The sequence below is a fragment of the Mycolicibacterium smegmatis genome, from assembly GCF_001457595.1.
GTDB classification, from domain to species: domain Bacteria; phylum Actinomycetota; class Actinomycetes; order Mycobacteriales; family Mycobacteriaceae; genus Mycobacterium; species Mycobacterium smegmatis.
Window position 1 is genome coordinate 5,231,280 of record NZ_LN831039.1, and the last position, 19,540, is coordinate 5,250,819.

General features: G+C 68.0%; 15 protein-coding genes. 5 read left to right on the forward strand and 10 right to left on the reverse strand.

Annotated elements, in window-relative coordinates; genetic code table 11:
* The first annotated feature begins 16 nt into the window (after positions 1-16).
* Positions 17-1,594 carry a PucR family transcriptional regulator gene (locus tag AT701_RS25035; protein ID WP_058126813.1) on the forward strand — a complete coding sequence of 526 codons (1,578 nt, stop codon included), beginning with the start codon at positions 17-19 and terminating at the stop codon, positions 1,592-1,594.
* A gap of 1 nt (position 1,595) precedes the next feature.
* Here the strand turns inward: AT701_RS25035 and dapC are convergent, their stop codons facing one another.
* The 3 genes from dapC to AT701_RS25050 form a co-directional block, all read right to left on the reverse strand.
* Complete coding sequence (gene dapC / locus AT701_RS25040; protein ID WP_058126814.1) at positions 1,596-2,699, reverse strand: succinyldiaminopimelate transaminase; 1,104 nt, start codon at positions 2,697-2,699, stop codon at positions 1,596-1,598.
* Between the two features lie 17 nt (positions 2,700-2,716).
* Positions 2,717-3,040, reverse strand: coding sequence for a ferredoxin (gene fdxA / locus AT701_RS25045; RefSeq protein WP_003896518.1), 324 nt, complete (start codon positions 3,038-3,040; stop codon positions 2,717-2,719).
* Between the two features lie 221 nt (positions 3,041-3,261).
* Positions 3,262-4,392, reverse strand: a complete 1,131-nt coding sequence (locus AT701_RS25050; RefSeq protein ID WP_058126815.1) for an acyl-CoA dehydrogenase family protein — start codon at positions 4,390-4,392, stop codon at positions 3,262-3,264.
* A gap of 117 nt (positions 4,393-4,509) precedes the next feature.
* On the opposite strand from AT701_RS25050, the gene AT701_RS25055 reads away from it, so the two are divergent.
* Entirely contained in the window at positions 4,510-6,525 is a 2,016-nt protein-coding gene (locus tag AT701_RS25055; protein WP_058126816.1) for an NADPH-dependent 2,4-dienoyl-CoA reductase, read from the forward strand.
* A gap of 134 nt (positions 6,526-6,659) precedes the next feature.
* Here the strand turns inward: AT701_RS25055 and AT701_RS25060 are convergent, their stop codons facing one another.
* Together AT701_RS25060 and AT701_RS25065 are read right to left on the reverse strand one after the other, a co-directional pair.
* On the reverse strand, positions 6,660-7,208 hold the full coding sequence (locus tag AT701_RS25060) for a YceI family protein (protein WP_003896521.1): 549 nt from the start codon (positions 7,206-7,208) through the stop codon (positions 6,660-6,662).
* 271 nt (positions 7,209-7,479) lie between these two features.
* Complete coding sequence (locus tag AT701_RS25065; RefSeq protein ID WP_029104130.1) at positions 7,480-10,059, reverse strand: bifunctional FO biosynthesis protein CofGH; 2,580 nt, start codon at positions 10,057-10,059, stop codon at positions 7,480-7,482.
* 248 nt (positions 10,060-10,307) lie between these two features.
* On the opposite strand from AT701_RS25065, the gene AT701_RS25070 reads away from it, so the two are divergent.
* Entirely contained in the window at positions 10,308-11,462 is a 1,155-nt protein-coding gene (locus tag AT701_RS25070; protein WP_058126817.1) for a hypothetical protein, read from the forward strand.
* On the opposite strand, the gene AT701_RS25075 is transcribed toward AT701_RS25070, so the two are convergent.
* From AT701_RS25075 to AT701_RS25085, 3 genes are all read right to left on the reverse strand, one after another.
* Positions 11,463-11,867 (reverse strand): hypothetical protein, encoded by a 405-nt coding sequence (locus AT701_RS25075; protein WP_058126818.1) that lies wholly within the window; start codon positions 11,865-11,867, stop codon positions 11,463-11,465.
* A 107-nt stretch (positions 11,868-11,974) separates the two neighbouring features.
* Positions 11,975-12,847: an N-acetyl-1-D-myo-inositol-2-amino-2-deoxy-alpha-D-glucopyranoside deacetylase gene (mshB, locus tag AT701_RS25080; protein ID WP_058126819.1), complete on the reverse strand. Its 873-nt coding sequence runs from the start codon at positions 12,845-12,847 to the stop codon at positions 11,975-11,977.
* A 24-nt stretch (positions 12,848-12,871) separates the two neighbouring features.
* Entirely contained in the window at positions 12,872-14,755 is a 1,884-nt protein-coding gene (locus tag AT701_RS25085) for an ABC transporter family substrate-binding protein (protein WP_011730336.1), read from the reverse strand.
* A gap of 507 nt (positions 14,756-15,262) precedes the next feature.
* Here AT701_RS25085 and AT701_RS25090 point away from each other — a divergent pair.
* A complete protein-coding gene (locus tag AT701_RS25090; RefSeq protein ID WP_058126820.1) occupies positions 15,263-16,450 on the forward strand; it encodes a hypothetical protein in 1,188 nt (395 codons plus the stop codon).
* Positions 16,451-16,537: 87 nt separating this feature from the next.
* Here AT701_RS25090 and typA read toward each other — a convergent pair whose 3' ends face one another.
* Positions 16,538-18,439, reverse strand: coding sequence for a translational GTPase TypA (typA, locus tag AT701_RS25095; RefSeq protein WP_011730337.1), 1,902 nt, complete (start codon positions 18,437-18,439; stop codon positions 16,538-16,540).
* 309 nt (positions 18,440-18,748) lie between these two features.
* On the opposite strand from typA, the gene AT701_RS25110 reads away from it, so the two are divergent.
* Complete coding sequence (locus AT701_RS25110) at positions 18,749-19,012, forward strand: hypothetical protein (RefSeq protein WP_003896533.1); 264 nt, start codon at positions 18,749-18,751, stop codon at positions 19,010-19,012.
* A 5-nt stretch (positions 19,013-19,017) separates the two neighbouring features.
* Here the strand turns inward: AT701_RS25110 and AT701_RS25115 are convergent, their stop codons facing one another.
* Positions 19,018-19,470, reverse strand: coding sequence for a pyridoxamine 5'-phosphate oxidase family protein (locus AT701_RS25115; RefSeq protein WP_011730338.1), 453 nt, complete (start codon positions 19,468-19,470; stop codon positions 19,018-19,020).
* Between the last annotated feature and the right edge of the window lie 70 nt (positions 19,471-19,540).

Below are 19,540 nucleotides of genomic sequence, written 5' to 3' on the forward strand. Positions count from 1 at the left end.
AGTAACATCGGACAACATGCACGCGCCCGGTGTCAGCCTGGGCCAACTGCTGTTGGCCCTCGACGCGACGCTGGTCCGGCTCGTCGAGGCACCACGCGGGCTGGACCTGCCGGTGGCGTCGGCCGCGCTGATCGACTCCGACGACGTCCGCTTCGGTCTCGCGCCCGCGGCGGGCTCGGCGGATCTGTTCTTCCTGCTGGGGGTATCCGAATCCGACGCGCTCGCCTGGGTCGACCATCAGGCGGACCACCGGCCTCCCGCGGCGATCTTCGTCAAGGAACCGTCGCAGGCGATCGTCGACCGTGCCACCGCGGCCGGTATCGCCGTGGTCGCCGTCGACACCCGCGCCCGCTGGGAGCGGCTCTACCGCCTGGTCAACCACGTCTTCGAACACCACAACGACCGTGCGCTGCACGATTCCGGGACCGACCTGTTCGGCCTCGCGCAATCGGTCGCCGAACGCACCCACGGCATGGTGAGCATCGAGGACGCACAGTCCCATGTGCTGGCGTACTCGGCGTCCAACGAGGAGGCCGACGAACTGCGCAGGCTGTCGATCCTCGGGCGGGCCGGTCCGCCCGAGCACCTGGACTGGATCGCGCAGTGGGGCATCTTCGACGCGCTGCGGGCCAAACCCGACGTCGTGCGTGTCGCCGAGCGTCCCGAACTGGGGCTGCGGCCGCGGTTGGCCATCGGGATCTTCCAGCCGGCGCCCGACGAGCGTCGTGCACCGACGTTCGCGGGGACGATCTGGGTGCAGCAGGGCAGCCGACCGCTGGCCGAGGACGCCGAGGAGGTGCTGCGCGGCGCCGCGGTGCTGGCGGCACGCATCATGGCGCGGTTGGCGGCGACCCCGTCGAGCGACGCCGTGCGTCTACAGGAACTGCTGGGCCTGCGTCCCACCGACGAACCCGTCGACGTCGAGCAGGTCGCACGCGAACTCGGCATCACCGCCGACGGACGCGCCGCGCTGATCGGGTTCGACGCGGGCTCACCGAGCACACGGATCGCCGACGTCCTGTCGCTGAGCGCCAGCGCATTTCGTTCCGACGCACAGATCACGTCGTCGCGCACGCGCGTGTACGTGCTGTTCCCCAACACCGGCAAGCCCGGCGCGGTCACGTCGTGGCTCCGCGGCACGGTCTCGGCGCTGCGCGCCGAGCTCGGCATCGAGTTGTACGCCGTCATCGCCGCCCCGGTCGCCGGCCTGGCGGGCGCCGCGGCAGCGCGCACCGAGGTGGATCGGGTCCTGGACAGCGCCGGGCGTCATCCCGGCGCGCTCGGCCAGGTCACCTCACTGGCCGAGGCCCGCACGACCGTGCTGCTCGACGAGATCATCACCGCGATCGCCTCGGACGACCGGTTCATCGATCCGCGGGTCCGCGCGCTGCGCACCGAAGAACCCGTGCTCGCCGAGACCCTGCGCGTCTACCTGGACAGCTTCGGAGACGTCGCGGCGGCGGCGCAGTCGATGCACGTGCACCCGAACACCGTGCGCTACCGCGTCCGCCGCGTCGAGCAACTGCTCGGAACGTCGCTGGGAGACCCCGACGTGCGCCTGCTGTTGTCGCTGAGTCTGCGCGCGACCGCGTGAACTAGCCGGCGAGGCGTTCGGCGGCCTGCTGAATGCGCTCGTCGGTGGCTGTCAGTGCCACCCGCACGTACCGGTCCCCCGCGGGCCCGTAGAACTCGCCCGGTGCGACCAGGATGCCGAGTTCGGCGAGCCACCGCAGCGTGTCGCGGCAGGCCTCGCCGCGGGTGGCCCACAGATACAGGCCCGCCTCGGAATGGTCGACGGTGAAACCCGCCTCGCGGAACGCGGGCAGCAGCAGGTTGCGACGCTGCGCGTAGCGATCCCGTTGCACGGCTTCGTGTTCGTCGTCGTCGAGCGCGGCGACCATCGCCACCTGGATCGGGCCCGGCACCATCATCCCGGCGTGCTTGCGGACCGCGAGCAGTTCGGCGACCACGGCCGGATCTCCCGCGACGAAACCGGCGCGGTACCCCGCGAGCGATGACGTCTTCGACAGCGAATGGATGGCCAGCAGCCCGGTGTGGTCACCGTCGCACACGGACGGATGCAGCACGCTGACCGGATCGGCATCCCAGCTCAGCCCCAGATAGCACTCGTCGGAGGCCACCAGCACGCCCCGCTCACGGGCCCAGGTCACGACCTTGCGGAGATGGTCGCGGCCCAGCACCCGGCCGGTGGGATTGCTCGGCGAGTTCAGGTAGATCAGTGCGGGCACCTGCGGCCCGATCTGCGTCAGCGAGTCCGCGCGCAGCACCTGCGCGCCCGCCAACCGCGCGCCCACCTCGTATGTGGGATAGGCCAGTTCGGGCACGACGACCACGTCGTCGGGCCCCAGGCCGAGCAGCGTCGGCAACCAGGCGATCAGCTCCTTGGTGCCGATCACGGGCAGCACGGTCTGCGGCGTCAGTCCGGTGATGCCGTAGCGGCGGTGCAAGGCACGCACCATGGCCTCACGCAGTTCCGGCGTCCCCGCGGTGGTCGGGTAGCCGGGTGACGAACTCCCGGCCGCCAACGCGTCGCGGATGACGGGCGCCACCGGGTCCACCGGGGTGCCCACCGAAAGGTCGACGATGCCGTCAGGGTGTGAACGTGCCAGCGCCGTGACGTCCGCCAGGGTGTCCCACGGAAACTCTGGCAGTGTCGCCGAGCGGCGCTGACGCACCATCGGTGTCCCGACCGTGATCAGTCCTCACCCTGAGGCGGAAGATCCTTGATGGCCTGCGGATCGTTGTCCGTCTGGCCCACCTTGGAGGCCCCGCCCGGCGAGCCGAGTTCGGCGAAGAAGTCGGCGTTGGCCTGGGCGTAGCTGCTCCACTGGTCAGGCACATCATCTTCGTAGTAGATGGCCTCGACGGGGCAGACCGGCTCACAGGCGCCACAGTCCACGCATTCGTCGGGGTGGATGTACAGCATGCGTGCGCCCTCGTAGATGCAATCGACAGGGCATTCCTCGATGCATGCCTTGTCCTTGACGTCGACGCAGGGTTCGGCAATGACGTACGTCACTGATGTCTCTCCTGTCCAGTGGGCTGCTGGTCGGGTGCGGGGTCAGGACTCGTGAGTCCGTCGCGACAGTATGCGTTGCCCATACTTGGACGCGCGTCTCAGTGTGCCCTAACTTGCGCGCCGCCCAGTTAAGGGTGGCGCGTGGTTACTGATACTAAACGTCGCACATACAGCTCGCCTAGTGGCCACGCTGTGCAGTCGCACAGGCCTCCTGGCCGGCCTCATCCGAGCAGGGCCTTGCCGAACAATTCGTTGCCCACAGCCGCGTTGAAGGCGGCGTGCCGCGCCCCGATGGCGATGTCACCGGCCATGCGCCGCAGGGGGCTTGCATCGAAAAGCCCACTCGATCCGTGAACATCGACCAGCGTGTCGACCGCAGCACGGATCTCTCGGACCGCGTGGCTGCTCTGGGCTTGCGTTCGGGCCTGGGCGAGCCCGTCCGGGAACGAGCCGGCGTCGGCATGCCGGATCACGAATTCCGTCACGGACCGTGCGTGCAGCTGCGCGGTCTGCAATCCCAGCGCGGCGTCGGCGATCTGGAGCTGAACACCCACCGACTCGCCCTGGGTGCGGTTGCCCGGGGTGTGGGCGATCTTCTTGTGGGCAGCGGCCTCGACGACGAAGTTCAGCGCAGCGGTACCCACGCCGAGCAGCGCGCCGAGCAGCACGGCTCCTCCGACCGCCTGGAACGGCAGACGGTAGAGCGGATCGAGCCCGGACACCGCCTCGTCGCGGAGCGCGTCCAGCCGGATGAACCGGTGGGTCGGAACGAAGACGTCGTCGACGACCACGGTGTTGCTACCGGTGCCCCGCAACCCTGAGGTGTGCCACGTATCAGCGATGTGAACCTCGGCCATGGGCATGACGGCGAACGCCGGCGCCGACGGTGATCCGTCCTCGTCGGTCGGCGTCACCACAACCGCGGCCCACGAGGCATGGCGTGATCCCGAGGCGTAGGACCACCGTCCGCTGACCACGAGGCCTCCGGCTGCGGGCCGGGCCGTACCGCTTCCCGAGCCCCCGCCGGCGATCCGGGCGTCAGGATCGGCTCCGAAAACTTCGTCCTGCAGTTCGGGCGATCCGTGCGCCATGAGCCACGACGACCCGGCGGCGACGCCGACCAACCACGCCGCCGACCCGTCGGCCTCGCCCAGGACTGCGGCCACCTCCTGCACCGTGCCAAGGTCCGCCTCCAGTCCGCCGAACCGCCGGGGCGTGAACATCCGGAACATCCCGGCGTCCTGCAGCGCCTCGATCACCTCGTCGGCGGCGCGCCGGTGGACATCACCGAACTCGGCGAACTCACGCAGTACCGGATGCAGGCCGTATGCAGCTTCGATGATGTCGGTCAACAGTGAACCTCACAGATAGGCGATGCTTGAATGGCTGTCTCTTCGGAGAACGACCGGCCGACGCGATACGTTCTGAGGGTCGGCCGCCGAGACGGCACCGGCGTTGGGAGGGAGTCCGTGACATACCCGAACCTGCTGTCGCCGTTGGACCTCGGATTCACGACGTTGCGCAATCGCGTGGTGATGGGTTCGATGCACACCGGACTCGAGGACCGGGCACGCGACATCGACAAGCTCGCAGCGTATTTCGCCGAGCGGGCGCGCGGAGGCGTCGCGCTCATCATCACAGGCGGCTACGCACCCAACCGGACAGGCTGGCTGCTGCCGTTCGCGTCGCAACTGGTGTCCTCGTCGGAGGCGCGGCGACACCGCCGCATCACCCGCGCCGTGCACGACGCCGACGGCAAGATCCTGCTGCAGATCCTGCACGCAGGACGCTATGCCTACCACCCGTTCTCGGTGAGCGCGTCGTCGATCAAGGCGCCCATCAACCCGTTCCGGCCTCGTGCCCTGTCGTCGCGCGGCGTCGTCCGCACCATCGAGGACTTCGTGCGGTGCGCGCTGCTGGCCCACGAGGCCGGCTACGACGGTGTCGAGATCATGGGCAGCGAAGGCTATCTGATCAACCAGTTCCTCGCGCCGCGCACCAATCGCCGCACCGATTCGTGGGGCGGTAGCGCCGCCAACCGCAGACGCTTCCCGGTCGAGATCGTGCGGCGCGTCCGCGAGGCGGTCGGCCCGGACTTCATCGTGTGTTACCGCATGTCGATGGCCGACTATGTGGAGGACGGCCAGAGCTGGGACGAGATCGTCTGTTTGGCAACCGAGGTCGAGGAAGCCGGTGCCACCCTGATCAACTCGGGCTTCGGCTGGCACGAGGCGCGGGTGCCCACGATCGTCACGTCGGTGCCCAACAGCGCTTTCGTCGACATCAGCAGCGCTGTGGCAGAACATGTCCGGATTCCGGTGATCGCGTCGAACCGGATCAACATGCCGCAGGCCGCCGAGCAGATCCTGGCCGAGACCGGAGTGCAGTTGATCTCGATGGCTCGTCCGTTACTGAGTGATCCGGACTGGGTGCGCAAGGCCGGGGCCGACGCGGCAGATGAGATCAACACATGCATCGCGTGCAACCAGGCCTGTCTGGACCACGCGTTCGTGCACAAAAAGGTGTCGTGCCTGTTGAACCCGCGGGCCGGACGCGAAACCACGCTGGTGCTGGCGCCCACGCGCCATGCCCGGCGGGTCGCGGTGGTGGGGGCGGGTCCGGCGGGTCTCGCCGCGGCAGTCAGCGCCGCGCAGCGCGGACATCGCGTGACGCTGTTCGAGGCGTCGTCGACGATCGGTGGCCAATTCGACTTGGCGCGAAGGATTCCCGGCAAAGAAGAGTTCAACGAGACCGTGCGCTACTACACCGTGATGCTGCGCAAGCACGGTGTCGATGTGCGTCTGCAGACCCGCGCCGGCGTCGACGACCTCGCCGCGTTCGACGACGTGGTGCTGGCGACCGGCGTGCGACCGCGTCTGCCCGACATCCCCGGCATCGACCATCCGAAGGTGCTGACGTACGCCGAGGTGATCCTCGGTGCGCCCGTGGGTAAGTCGGTCGCGGTGATCGGCGCCGGCGGCATCGGTTTCGACGTCAGCGAGTTCCTCACCACCGACGAGTCCCCCACCCTCAACCTCAAGGAGTGGAAGGCCGAGTGGGGTGTGGCCGATCCACAGGAGGCACGCGGCGCCCTCACCACCGCCCTACCGGCGCCTGCGGTGCGTGAGGTGTACCTGCTGCAGCGATCAAAGGGCCCGCAGGGCCGGCGGCTCGGCAAGACCACCGGCTGGGTGCACCGGGCATCCTTGAAAGCCAAAGGCGTCCAGCAGCTCTCGGGGGTGAACTACGAGCGCATCGACGATGACGGGCTGCACATCAGCTTCGGGCCCGACCGCCGCGATCCACGCGTCCTCGAGGTCGACAACGTCGTGATCTGCGCGGGTCAGGAACCCGTGCGTGATCTCGAGGACGCTTTGCGGGACCGCGGTGTCGAACCCCACGTCATCGGCGGTGCGGCCGTCGCGACCGAGCTCGATGCCAAGCGTGCGATCAAGCAGGGCACCGAGTTCGCCGCGCGCCTGTAGTCGGTGCCTTCTTTGCACCGCGAGCACTTTGCACCGCGAGCACTTTGCACCGCGAGCACTTTGCACCGCGAGCGTGCATGCCTGCCGCCCAACACGCCGCCGAACAGCAGCATTGCGCGCACGCTCGCCGGGGCTCACGCCTGCTTGAGCGCCTCGATGTTCAGGGTGATGGTGATGTTCTCACCGACCACGGCGCCGCCGGTTTCCAGCGGCATGTCGATGTCGATGCCGAATTCCTTGCGGTTGAGCACGACGGAGGCCTCGAACCCGGCGACCGCGCCGTGGCCCATGCCCGGGTTGACGCCGTCGAACACGAGATTCAGGCTGACCGGCTTGGTGATGCCCTTGAGGGTGAAGTCGCCGTCGACCACGTAGCCGTCGCCCTTCTGCGTGACACCGGTGGAGACGAATGTGGCGACCGGGAACTTCTCGACGTCGAAGTAGTCGGCCGACTTGAGGTGCTCGTCGCGCTGCTCGTTGCCCGTGTGGATCGAGTCGACCGCGATCTCGGCGCTCACTGACGGAGTGCCGTCCTCGGCCACGGTGATCTCACCGCTGAACTTCTCGAACGTTCCACGCACCTTGCTGACCACCAGGTGGCGGACCGAGAAGCTGATGGACGAGTGCAACGGGTCGATGGCCCAGGTGCCGGTGGTCAGGTCGGTGGCTACCGCAACGGTCATGACTTTCTCCTTGCCAGTTCGGGGCCGGCCTTTCCGGCACCCTTGCACCATCCAAACGGACCGCAGTCCGATTTGATTCCCCAAAAGGGTGTCAGTTGGCTGGGAGTTTCTGGTGCACGCTCACAGCCCGCGAGCGTGCGCGGGCTGCTGCTATTTCACGGCGTTTTGTACAGCAGCCACGCACGCTCGCGGTGCCGGGTGCGCTCGCGGTGCCGGGTCCGCTCGCGGTGCAGAGGTGACCCCCGACCTCGCGGTGAAGGGCCAGAGACCTCTACGCGGCCAGGGGCGCGTAGGTGGTGGTGCGCTGGCGGGCGGGACGGCCGATGCCCTCGGCGATCGCGACCAGCTCTTCGACGGTCTTGGCCGAACCGTTCTCGGAGCCGGCCATGCGGGAGATGGTCTCCTCCATGAGCGTGCCGCCGAGGTCGTTGGCGCCGCCACGCAGCATGACCTGCGTGCGCTCGATGCCGAGCTTGACCCAGCTGGTCTGGATGTGGTCGATCCGGCCGTGCAGCATGATCCGGGCCAGGGCGTGGACGGCACGGTTGTCGCGGTGCGTCGGGCCGGGGCGGGAGCCGCCGGCCAGGTACAGCGGCGACGACTGGTGCACGAACGGCAGCGGCACGAACTCGGTGAACCCGCCGGTGCGGTCCTGGATGGACTTGATGACGTTGAGGTGTCCGACCCAGTGACGTGGCTGGTCGACGTGGCCGTACATCATGGTCGAGCTGGACCGCAGGCCGACCTCGTGCGCGGTGGTGATCACCTCGATCCACATCGAGGTGGGCAGCTTGCCCTTGGTGAGCACCCAGCGGACCTCGTCGTCGAGGATCTCGGCGGCCGTGCCGGGGATGGTGTCCAGCCCGGCCTCGCGCAGCACGGTCAGCCATTCACGGATCGACATGCCGCTGCGGGTCACGCCGTTGGCGATCTCCATCGGCGAGAACGCGTGCACATGCATCGACGGCACACGCTTCTTGACCGCACGCACCAGATCGGCGTATCCGGTCACGGGCAGTTCAGGGTCGATGCCGCCCTGCATACACACCTCGGTGGCACCTGCGACGTGCGCCTCCCAGGCACGGTCGGCGACCTCGTCGACCGAGAGCGAGTACGCGTCGGCGTCGCCCTTGCGCTGCGCGAACGCGCAGAACCGGCAGCCGGTGTAGCAGATGTTGGTGAAGTTGATGTTGCGGTTGACGACGAACGTGACGTCGTCACCGACGGCATCGCGGCGCAGTGAATCAGCCAGTGCGGTAACGGCTTCCAGCGCAGGGCCGTCGGCGGTTGCCAGCGCCAGGTACTCGTCGTCGCTGCATCCGCCCGGGTTGCGTTCGGCCGATCGCAGTGCCGACAGCACATCGGTGTCGATGCGCTCGGGGGCACGTGCGGCGAGTTCGGAGACCTTCTCGCGGATCGACTCCCAATCACCGAACGCGCTGTCGAGATCGCTGCGGGTGTCGGTCAACCGGCCCTCGGCGTCGATCGCGGTGTGCAGATCGGTGCGGCCCAGGGATTCGGAGGCCTCGTCGGGCTCCTGCCACGGCAGGCCCGACGGGTTGACGTCGAGCGCGTAACCGGTGTCGGGGTCGGCCAGCGCATCGACGTGCGCGCGCACTCGCGGATCGATCCACGCCGCGCCGGCCTGTACGTACTGCGGCTGGGCGGTCAGACGCTGCACCAGGTCGTAGCCGGCCTCGGCGGTGACGTCGGCCAGCTCATCCAGTGCGGGCCAAGGCCTTTCGGGGTTCACATGGTCCGGCGTCAGCGGCGACACCCCACCCCAGTCGTCGACGCCTGCGCCGATGAGCGCCAGACATTCGTCGCGCGACACCAGGTTCGGCGGCGCCTGGATGCGCATCTTCGGCCCCAGCACCAGCCGCGTCACCGCGACGGTCGCGAGGAAGTCGTCGATGTCGGCATCGGGTGTCGACGCCATCGCCGTGCGGTCCTTGGCGCGGAAATTCTGCACGATCACTTCCTGGACGTGCCCGAACTCCTTGTGCGAACGCCGGATCGCGTGCATGGTCTCGGCACGCTCGGCCAGCGTCTCACCGATGCCCACCAGCAGTCCCGTGGTGAACGGGATGGACAGCCGTCCCGCGTCGTCGAGCGTGCGCAGGCGCACCGCGGGATCCTTGTCCGGGCTGCCGTAGTGCGCTTCGCCTTTGGTCTCGAACAGGCGCCGCGACGTGGTCTCCAGCATCATGCCCATCGACGGCGCGACCGGCTTGAGCCGCGACAGCTCCGACCAGCTCATGACGCCGGGATTGAGATGCGGCAGCAGGCCGGTCTCTTCGAGCACGCGGATCGCCATGGCCCGGACGTAGTCCAGCGTGGAGTCGTAACCACGCTCGTCCAGCCACTGGCGGGCTTCCTCCCACCGGTCCTCGGGGCGGTCGCCGAGCGTGAAAAGGGCCTCTTTGCAACCCAGTTCAGCTCCTTGACGGGCGACGTCCAGGATCTCGTCAGGCTCCATGTACATGCCCATGCCCTGCGCGCGCAGCTTGCCGGGCACGGTCACGAACGTGCAGTAGTGGCACGTGTCGCGGCACAGATGTGTCACCGGGATGAACACCTTGCGCGAGTAGCTCACCGGCAGCCTGCCGTTCGGACCGCGCCGCCCCGCCGTGGTCAACCCGGCGTCGCGCACCCGGGCCGCGCTGGCACACAGGTCGGCGAGATCGTCGCCGCGTGCCGTCATCGCGATGGCGGCTTCATCCACGTTCAGGGCGACACCGTCGCGGGCTCGCCGCAATACACGTCGCAGAGCTGCAGGACTCGGCGTTACGGCGGGCGGAGGGACCAGTGGGACACCCAGATCGGCGCCGTGCTCGGAGTTCAAAGCCACTCCCGAATAACTCCACGAGAGTCGAGATTCATCCACGCGTCTCACATTCTGGATCTACTACGCCTGGCATACGGGTCACAGTAGTCCCAGCAGCCGGTGCCGTGCCGACCTGCCCGCGCATCGCGGGGGTCGACGCGCGTCATCCGACTCGCCTTGAGAAGACCCGGGAAATTTTATTGCTCCGCCCAGTAAAGTCACATCAGCGATACGGCCGAATTTTTGTCAGGGTGGGTTTCTGGGGTGCTGTCATGACTGTCTCTGTCCGCGCTTACCTGATGGCGGGTGCGGCCGCGGCCACGGCAACGACCATCGCGCTGACCTCGGTGCAGGTGACACCCCCTGACGTCGTGGTTCCCGCGCAACCGACCGCGCCGCAGCCCGAGCTGACACAGGCCATGGTCGACCTGCTGGCCGCGGCACGCCGGACCACCATCACCATCCCCGTACCGCCCGACGCGCCCAGGGTGGCCCCGCCGCACGGCAACGCCGCCCCCGACGCGCAGGCAACCGCCTCAGGCGACGTCACGGTGCAGAACGCGGCGAGCGATTTCGTCGTCGACGCGTGGGAAGCGGCAGTGCCGTGGATCGACTACGGGGTCGGCCTGGTCGACGGCGCGCTCGGCTGGGTTCCCGGCCTGGCGATCGTCGGCAATCAGGTGTCGCTGCTGTGGACGTATCTCGGATACCCGGTCGCCAACAGCGTCGTGCTGGATCTGGTGGCACCGGTGGTGAACGCGCCGCTGAACCTCGACGTGTGGGCCAACGGGTTCGGTGCGGTGGCCTCGACAACCGCGAACAGCCTGGTCAACACGGGTGTGGCGGAGTTCAACTACTTCTTCGGCTGGCTGATCCCGCCCGTCGCGCTCACCACGCCGACCGAGACCCTTGCCTTCGACGCGACGGTCGGTGCCGATCTGCTCAAGCAGGCGCGTGCGGCTGTGACGAGCCTCGTCGAGCCCGCCGAGGGTGCCGAAGCTGCGGAAGCCTCTGAGGCACCGAAGGCGCCTGAGTCGCTCGAGTCACCCGAGAAGCCCGAGACGAAGACGCCAGATGCACCGGCGGCCGAGTTCTCCGCGCCGGCCGGGACCACGGAGAACACAGCGAGCGGGGTCACCGAAAACGCCGAGAACACCGAGGTCGTGGAAGACACCACGACACCCACGAAAGCCGACACCAGCACCAAAGCACCGGTCAAACCGGTGCGCACCATCACCAAGAACATCAAGCGCGATCTGAAGAAGGCCACGGCCGGTCTGCGGGGCGTCGTGAAGGACATCCGTGACGGGCTGGTCAAACCGAAGAAGCCCGCGACCAAGCCCAGCAAGAAGGCAGAGCCCACCAAGAAGGCCGAGCCTTCCAAGCAGAGTGCTTCAGAGTCGTCGAGCAGCGACTCCGACGACTGACTAGTGGAAGCGGCGCCGCAGGAACCACACCGCGGGTAGCGAGCCCACCGCGAGGAAGATCATCGCGCCGAAGGCATACAGGCCGGTGCCGGCGAAGATCAGGTCGCCGCCCGGCCCGCCGAGCGTCATCACCACGACCATCGCGAGGAACGTCCACAGCGGCAGTCCCGCGAGCAGCAGCGAGTCCGACCAGTGGGCGGCCGCCCATACGAGCGCGAGGTTCACCGCGCCGGTCAGCACGGCGCTGATGGGAAAAGGAATGGTGCCGATGTAGATCGGCAGGAAGAGCGCGCCCACGACGGCCGAGATGACGCCGTCGATGGCGAGCAGGGTCAGAACGATTCCGGCCCTGGAGGTCAGGTCGGGATGCTGTCGAGCAGCGACACCAGCGAGCCGACGACCCACTGGAAGTTGTCCGCCCGGTCCTGCCAGTGCTGGAGATTCGGATCCAGATCCTGGTCCATGCGCATCCCTTCGACGACTGTCCCGGAGCCTACCCCGTGCCATCGCATCTACTCCAGATCAAGCCCGGCAAGAAGATCGGTTTCCCATCCGCGGGAATCCCGCGGCCCGGCCTCACCGGAGACCAGGACGTAGTGTTCCTCCCCCAGGACCGGAAGCGCGATGTTGTTGGACAGCGCGAACGCCCGGCCGTCGGGCGCGACGGTGATCTGCGTGGCGTGCGCGCGCATCGCGCCCACCTTGGCAGGCAGTTCGGCCGTCACGTCGACGACCGCGTCGATCTGGTCGTCGCCGAACCCGAGCGGGATGTCCTCGGCGTTCACCCGGATCCACTCGGACGGGATGTCGCCGAGCGCCTGCAGGCCCGCCGTCATCGCGCTGGTGGCCGTCACGGTCCAGTAGAACTTGGGGACGGTCCAGCCGACCGCCTCGGGTGAAGCGGCGACGGCCCGCGTGGTGACCACGTGTGTCTGGATGTGATCGGGGTGTCCGTAGCCGCCGTTGGGGTCGTAGGTGACGACGACATGCGGCCGCACCTCACCGATCACGGCGACCAGCGCACCCACGGCCTCGTCGAGGTCGGCGTCGACCCAGCGCTGCCGCCCGCGCGACGGCGTGCCTGCCATACCGGAGTCACGCCAGTGCCCGGCGCCGCCGAGATACCACGGGCCCCGCAACCCGAGAGACTGCAGCGCGGCCGTCAGCTCCGCGATGCGGTAGCCGCCGAGTTGATCGGCGTGGTCGACGGCGAGTTGCGCGTAGCGCTCGCCGATCACCTCGCCCTCCTCACCGAGCGTGCAGGTGACGACATGGACCTCGGCCGACCGCGCGACGTAGTGCGCGATGGTCCCGCCGGTGGTCAGGGTCTCGTCGTCGGGGTGGGCATGGACGAACAGCAGCCGGGGCGATTCATGCGATGACATCGTGTACAGACGCTACCGCCTGCGCTACTTGGTCTTCGTCCAGTCACCGGCGTCGCCGACGATCCCTACCGGCACCGCCCCGGTGAGGCTCACGTTCTGCACACTCGGCCCGGCGGCCACGATCGTGGTGTCCTGCAGGATCGGCAGCACGGTCGCCATGTTCCACAACCGCGGTTCCACCGCCTGGATCACGTCGGCGATGTCGTCCGTACCGTCCAGTGCCGCATCGATTCTCGGCTGGATGCTGCGATCGCAGATGCCGGTGATGTTGCTGGGCGCCTGCACCAGTTCACCGGACTCCGGCGCCGGGATCGGCGCGGTGGGCGTCGGTGTGGTGGTCGCAGGCGGCGTGGTGGTGGTCGTGGTGGTGGGGGCCTGCGACGTGGTGGTGGCGGGCCCGGGAACCGCCGTGGCCACGGGCGTGGCCTCAAGCGCGCGGCATCCGTAGCGCGACGCCAGAACGGTCGCGAGGTCACCACCGGCCTGGCGCCAGCCGACGACGGCGTCGACGCGGTTGTTGACCAACGCGTCGCCGTACAGCGCAACCGGATCCAGGGCGAGCACCGAGGCGTCGATGCCGACGTTGCGCAACTGATCGGCCGCGGTGTTGGCCACGGCCACCGACGTGGGGTCGTTGGAGGCGACGCCCAGGACGATCGTCAGCGGCACCCCATCTTTCACGATTCGTTCACGCCCGTTGTCGGGCGGTGGGTCGTCCGCGGTGTTGTCCGGGGGTGGCACGGGTTCGCTGACATATCCCGCGTCCCTGAGCAATTCGAGCGCGTCGTCACGCGTCATCGCAGGCGGCGCGGTCGGCACGTAGCCGGGATCCGACGGCGAACGCACCTGCGCCTGCGCGAGTGTCACGGTGTTGTCGTCGCCGGCGCCCACCGATGCCAGGAGGTCGACGTCGATCAGACCCAGGATCGCCTTGCGCACTTGGGGATCGGCAAGCTTGGGCTGCTGCGCCCGCAGCGTGAGCTGCATGACGCGCGGGGTCACGATGCGTGCGGTCCGGACGTCGGGGATGGCGCTGAGCTGGGCGAAAGTCGCTGCGCCGCCGTGCACCTGAGCGACCTGTGTGTCACCGTTGCGGATCGAGTCCGCCAGCGCGGCCGGAGCGCCGCCGCGACGGAACAGCACCAGGTCGGGTTTGGCGGGCACGCTCCAGAACCGGTCGTTGCGAGCCAGCAGGATCTCGTCGCGCTGGGGATCGATGGTCTCGACGCGGAACTGGCCTCCTGTCACGGGCATCGCGCGGGCCAGGCCCGCGCCGAACCCGCCCGGGATGTCCTTGACGATGTGCGCGGGAAGGATGTCGTTGAACAGTTCACGCCACGCCGGGTACGGCTGCGAGAACGTCACGACGGCCTGCTTGCCGCCCTCGACGGACTGCACGCCGGTGATCAGGTCATAGCCGGCCGGGTCGACGACACCGGGCTGGCTGACCATCTGCCGCCACAGATACCAGTAGTCGTCGGCGGCGATCGGCGCGTTGTCGGTCCACTGCGCTTCCGGCCGGATCTTGTAGGTCACGGTGAACGGGTTCTCGTTGGTCACCTCCGCCGACTCCAGCAGTGTGGTGTCCAGTTCCCACCGCGACCCGGTGGGCGACGTGGGATCCGGCACCGGCCGGAACGAGCTGGGCAGCACCAGCGACGCGATCGCGGCGTTCACCGGGGACTGATCGGACAGCAGGTGCGGATTGAACCCCGGGCCGATCGAGTCGATGGCCATGATGATCTGCGTAGGCGCCTTCGGCGGGGGCGGCGGCGTGGTCTCGGTGGTCTCGGTGCTCTGCGGCGCGGGAGGCGGGCTCACCGTGCAGCCGCCGAGCAGCAGTGTCGGCACCGCGAGGAGCGCGCCGAACGTCAAACGGGCGCGGCGGGCTGGTGTCGGCACGCCCATCAGGGTAACGAGCCGCCCCGCGTGTGCGACGTCACGTTGAGACGGGGTCTCTGACCTGGAAGAACTTCGCCGGCTGCCGTCGCGGCCAGCCGCATGGATTGCTGGAACCCCGAATCTGTGGCGACGGGCATGAACAGGCAAACGGCAGATTCGGACATGCCGTTACGCCGCGCAGCATTCTCGTCACCGCGTCGCGCGGATGTATGTCGGCCGTTCGGCCGAAAAATCATGATCGGCAAGATCATTCGATATTACGAAAAAACAGAACCTCGGCGGGCCCGAAAATGTTCACACATCCGTTGCCAGGATCAGCTACACGCCCCTCGTTCGACGGCCCTGTTGGCTGATACCGGCAGATCACGACCAGCAAACTCGCTGCCGGGTCCGATGTTTGCGTCAGAAAAGATCTGGGGGCATGCCCTCGGTTTTCGAGGGCGAAGATTCGCTGTCGGCGCTAAATTTCCTTTGCCAAGCACTACCAATCGAGGGGCGAATATGTATGTCAGAGTGAAGAAATCCGTCACCGCAGGGACAGCGGTGTTGGCCGCGGGGGCGATTGCTCTCGGCCCGGTCGTGTCCCAGGCGCCGGAAGCGCAGCGCGCCATGCGGGCGGCGGATCTCGCTCTCTCGGCCGCGGCGAACCCGATCGAGGCCGCGGCTTTCATCGTCGAAGGGTTCGGCACGTCGGGGGTGCGGCTGGTGCAGGGGGCACTGACCGCGCCGCTCGGGCTGATCCCGCTGGTCGAGGCGCTGGGCGCGCAGGACAGCGAGGCCCTGTACAGCGTGCTCAGGGAGTACAACGACGCCCCGCTGTGGGTCGCCGACCCCACCATCGACGGCTTTGCCGAGGCCCTGCCCCGCTGGCTCGGTGGCGGCACCGACGGCGACCGCTACGTCAACTCGTCGGAGGACGGCGCGATCATCGACTTCCGCGACAACGTGCTGTGGGTCGCGACCGACAACGCACGCACGCAGATCAACAACGCGCTGCACGTTGACGCGGGACCGCCCGCGAGCCTCTTCGAAGGTGCGGTCACGCTGTCGGTGGGCGCGGGCGGCACCGCGGTGCGCCTCGTCGAGGGCGCGGCGCTCGCACCCTTCGGCCTGATCCCGGTGGCGCAGGGGCTAGCGACCTCGGCCACCACCGGTGACAACACCGCGCTGTATGTCGCTGTGCGGCAATACATCGACGCGCCCCTGTGGGTCGCCGACCCCGCGATCGACAGCGTGGCCAAGGTGCTCCCCCGCTCGCTCGGCGGCGGCACCGACGGCAACCACAACGTGTCCTCTGATCTCGACGGCGCGGTGGTCAAGTTCCGCGACAACGCGCTGTGGGGTGCCACCAACGCCGTGCGCACCGCTGTGGCCAACGTTCTCAACGTGAATCCCAACGCAGGCAATGTGCCTGCCGCGCCCTCAGCGGCATCCCCGAAGAAGGCGAATGTGGCCGGCAGCGTGAACCTGGGCAAGTTCCTGCCGGGCGCGTCGGCACCTGAGGGCGCCACGAAGACCCGGCCGGGCCGGGCCGCGGTCGGTGCGCTGCGCAATCAGGTCAGGGCGTCGGTGGCCAAGGTCAATGCCGACATCAACGCCGCGGTCAAGAAGGTCACCAGCGGCTTGCCCGCCAAGAAGGCGGCGGCCAAGGAGAAGACGGCCGCCACCTCCGAGAAGGCAGCGGAGGGCTCAGAGGACTAGGGGGGCCAAGGGCCGGTCATGCCCGCTCAGAGGGGGAGAGCGGTGCATGGCCGGCCATTCTCGGCTGTAGGACGGGTGAAGGGAAGGCTAGCCCCGTGCCTTCGCGCGGGCCTTGGCACGCGCCCGCAGGCTCGCGGTCAGCTCCACCTTGCGCACCCGGACCACCTCGGGGGTGACCTCGACGCACTCGTCCTCTGCGCAGAACTCCATGGCCTTCTCGAGGTCGAGTTCCAGCGGACGGGCGAGGGTCTCCATCACGTCGGCCGTCGAGGACCGCATGTTGGTGAGCTTCTTCTCGCGCGTCACGTTGATGTCGAGATCCTCTGCGCGCGGGTTGATCCCGACGACCATTCCCTCGTAGGTCTCCTGGCCCGGCTCGACGAAGAACTGCCCACGGTCGGCCAGTTGGATCATCGCGAACGGCGTGATGGTGCCCGCACGGTCGCTCACCAGTGAACCGGTGTGGCGCGCGCGGATCTCGCCGGCCCACGGCCGGTAGCCGTCGAACACGGCGTTGGCGATACCGGTGCCGCGCGTCAGCGTCAGGAAGTCGGTGCGGAAGCCGATCAGACCGCGGCTGGGCACGATGAAGTCCATCCGGACCCACCCGGCGGCGTGGTTGGTCATCTCCTCCATGCGGCCCTTGCGGGCGGCCATGAGCTGGGTGATGGCGCCGACGAACTCCTCGGGGCAGTCGATGGTCATCGCCTCGAACGGCTCGTGCAGCTTGCCGTCGATGTTCTTGGTGACCACCTGAGGCTTGCCGACGGTGAGCTCGAAGCCTTCACGTCGCATCTGCTCGACGAGCACGGCCAGCGCGAGTTCACCACGGCCCTGCACCTCCCAGGCGTCGGGCTTGCCGATGTCGACGACGCGGATGGACACGTTGCCGATGAGCTCGGAATCCAAGCGGTTCTTGACCATTCGAGCGGTGAGCTTGTGGCCGGAGACCTTGCCGGCCAGGGGCGAGGTGTTGGTGCCGATGGTCACCGAGATCGCGGGTTCGTCGACCGTGATGCGCGGCAGCGCGTGCGCATGGTCCGGATCGGCCAGCGTGTCACCGATCATGATCTCGGGGATGCCCGCGACGGCGACGATGTCGCCCGCCACGGCCTCGGCCGTGGCCGTGCGCTCCACGCCCTCGGTGACGAGCAGTTCGGTGATCTTGGCGCTCGTGACGACGGGGGCGCCGTCGACCTCACGCATCCACGCGACCTGCTGCCCCTTCTTGAGCTTGCCGTTGTAAATACGGACCAGTGCGAGGCGTCCCAGGAACGCCGACGCGTCGAGGTTGGTGACGAGCGCCTGCAGCGGCGCCTCGGGATCACCCGATGGCGGCGGGATGTGCTTCATCAGGACGTCGAACAGCGGATCGAGGTTGTCGCCCTCGGGCACCTCGCCGTCGGCGGGCTGGACCGTGCTGGCCACACCGGCGCGGCCCGACGCGTACAGCGTCGGCAGGTCGAGCGCCTTCTCGGCCGCGGCCTGGGCGTCCTCGTCGAGATCCGAGGCGACATCGAGCAGCAGGTCGTGGCTGTCCGACACGACCTCGGCGATGCGGGCGTCGGGGCGGTCGGTCTTGTTGACCACGAGGATCACCGGCAGGTGCGCGGCGAGCGCCTTGCGCAGCACGAAGCGCGTCTGCGGCAGCGGGCCCTCGGAGGCGTCGACGAGCAGCAGCACGCCGTCGACCATGGACAGACCGCGTTCCACCTCACCGCCGAAGTCGGCGTGGCCGGGGGTGTCGATCACGTTGATGACCGTCACGGTGCCGTCGGCGTTGTGCCGGTGCACCGCGGTGTTCTTGGCCAGGATCGTGATGCCCTTTTCCCGCTCCAGGTCACCGGAGTCCATGATGCGCTCGGTGGAGTCGTCACCTCGGTGGGTCAACGCGCCGGACTGCCGCAGCATTGCGTCGACCAGAGTGGTCTTGCCGTGGTCAACGTGGGCCACAATGGCGACGTTGCGAAAATCTGGGTGCGAACTCACTCGGTGATTCTCGCAGGTAGTCGAGCCGATCACGAAAACGAGAGAGCCCCGTCACGTTGAAGCCCAGCAAGATCGCGGCCCTGAAACCCAAGAAAAAGTGTTGCCGGAGCAAGCCGCGGTGCAAGCGTTGCCCGGTTGTACTGCACAAAGTCCGCAAGGCCGAGCTCAACGGATTGCGCGGGAAAGACTTGGAGAAGGTCTACAAACGCTCCAGGAAATCCTAAGGTTCGCGAGTACCGTTCTAGGTATCAGTCAACACAGGTGAGACCGCTAAATGGCCTCGAATTCGGCACACCTGGAGGTACCGTCATGTCGGTTTACGAAGCACTCACCCTCGCTTTGATCATGGTGCTGGCCACCGCCACCACGGTCGCCATCTATGTCGGGTTGGCCAATTGGATCGGCGCCTGCTACATGGTCCGGTGCAGTGAATGCCATCACCTGACCTTCGCGTCGAAGAACGCGCCGCAGTCCTCCTGCGCCCACTGCCGTCACCCGATGCTCATGCATCCGATGTACGCGATCCAGCACCCGGGTTCTGTGCGGGTGGTCAACGACCGCCTGCGTTACTGACTGCTTCAGGGCGTCGAGGTCTGCGCCTCTGCGCCCTGGTAGTGCGGCACACCCCGCTCACGGATCTGACGGCCGGTGATCCGCTCGGTGCGGATCCGCACGAAATGGTCACGCTTGCCGTCGACCCACGGCTGCACGAAGGTGCCGGCCACCTCGACCAGCTGGTCGATGTCGGTGATGGGCTCGGCATGGCCGACGACCGTCACGCTCCAACCGGTGCGCAGGTCCGGGTCCAGCTCGTCGGCCTCGAACGCGACCACCTGGTTCTTGGCCGCCGCCGATAGCTTGCCGCCACCCGCGACGCGGATGATCACATCGTCGTGTGACAGGCGGAAGTTGACCGGCTGCACCGCAGGAAGCGCGTCTTCGGTGAACACGAGGCGGCCCACCCGCACCCGCTGGAGCAGATCCAGGCACTGCCTACGGCTGAGCACGTCCAGCTCCTGACCTTTCGGCATGACCGACCTCCTGTGAGTGTTCTGTGTCTTTCACTCTCGCGCACAGCACGGCCGGGCGGCAGTGCCAAAA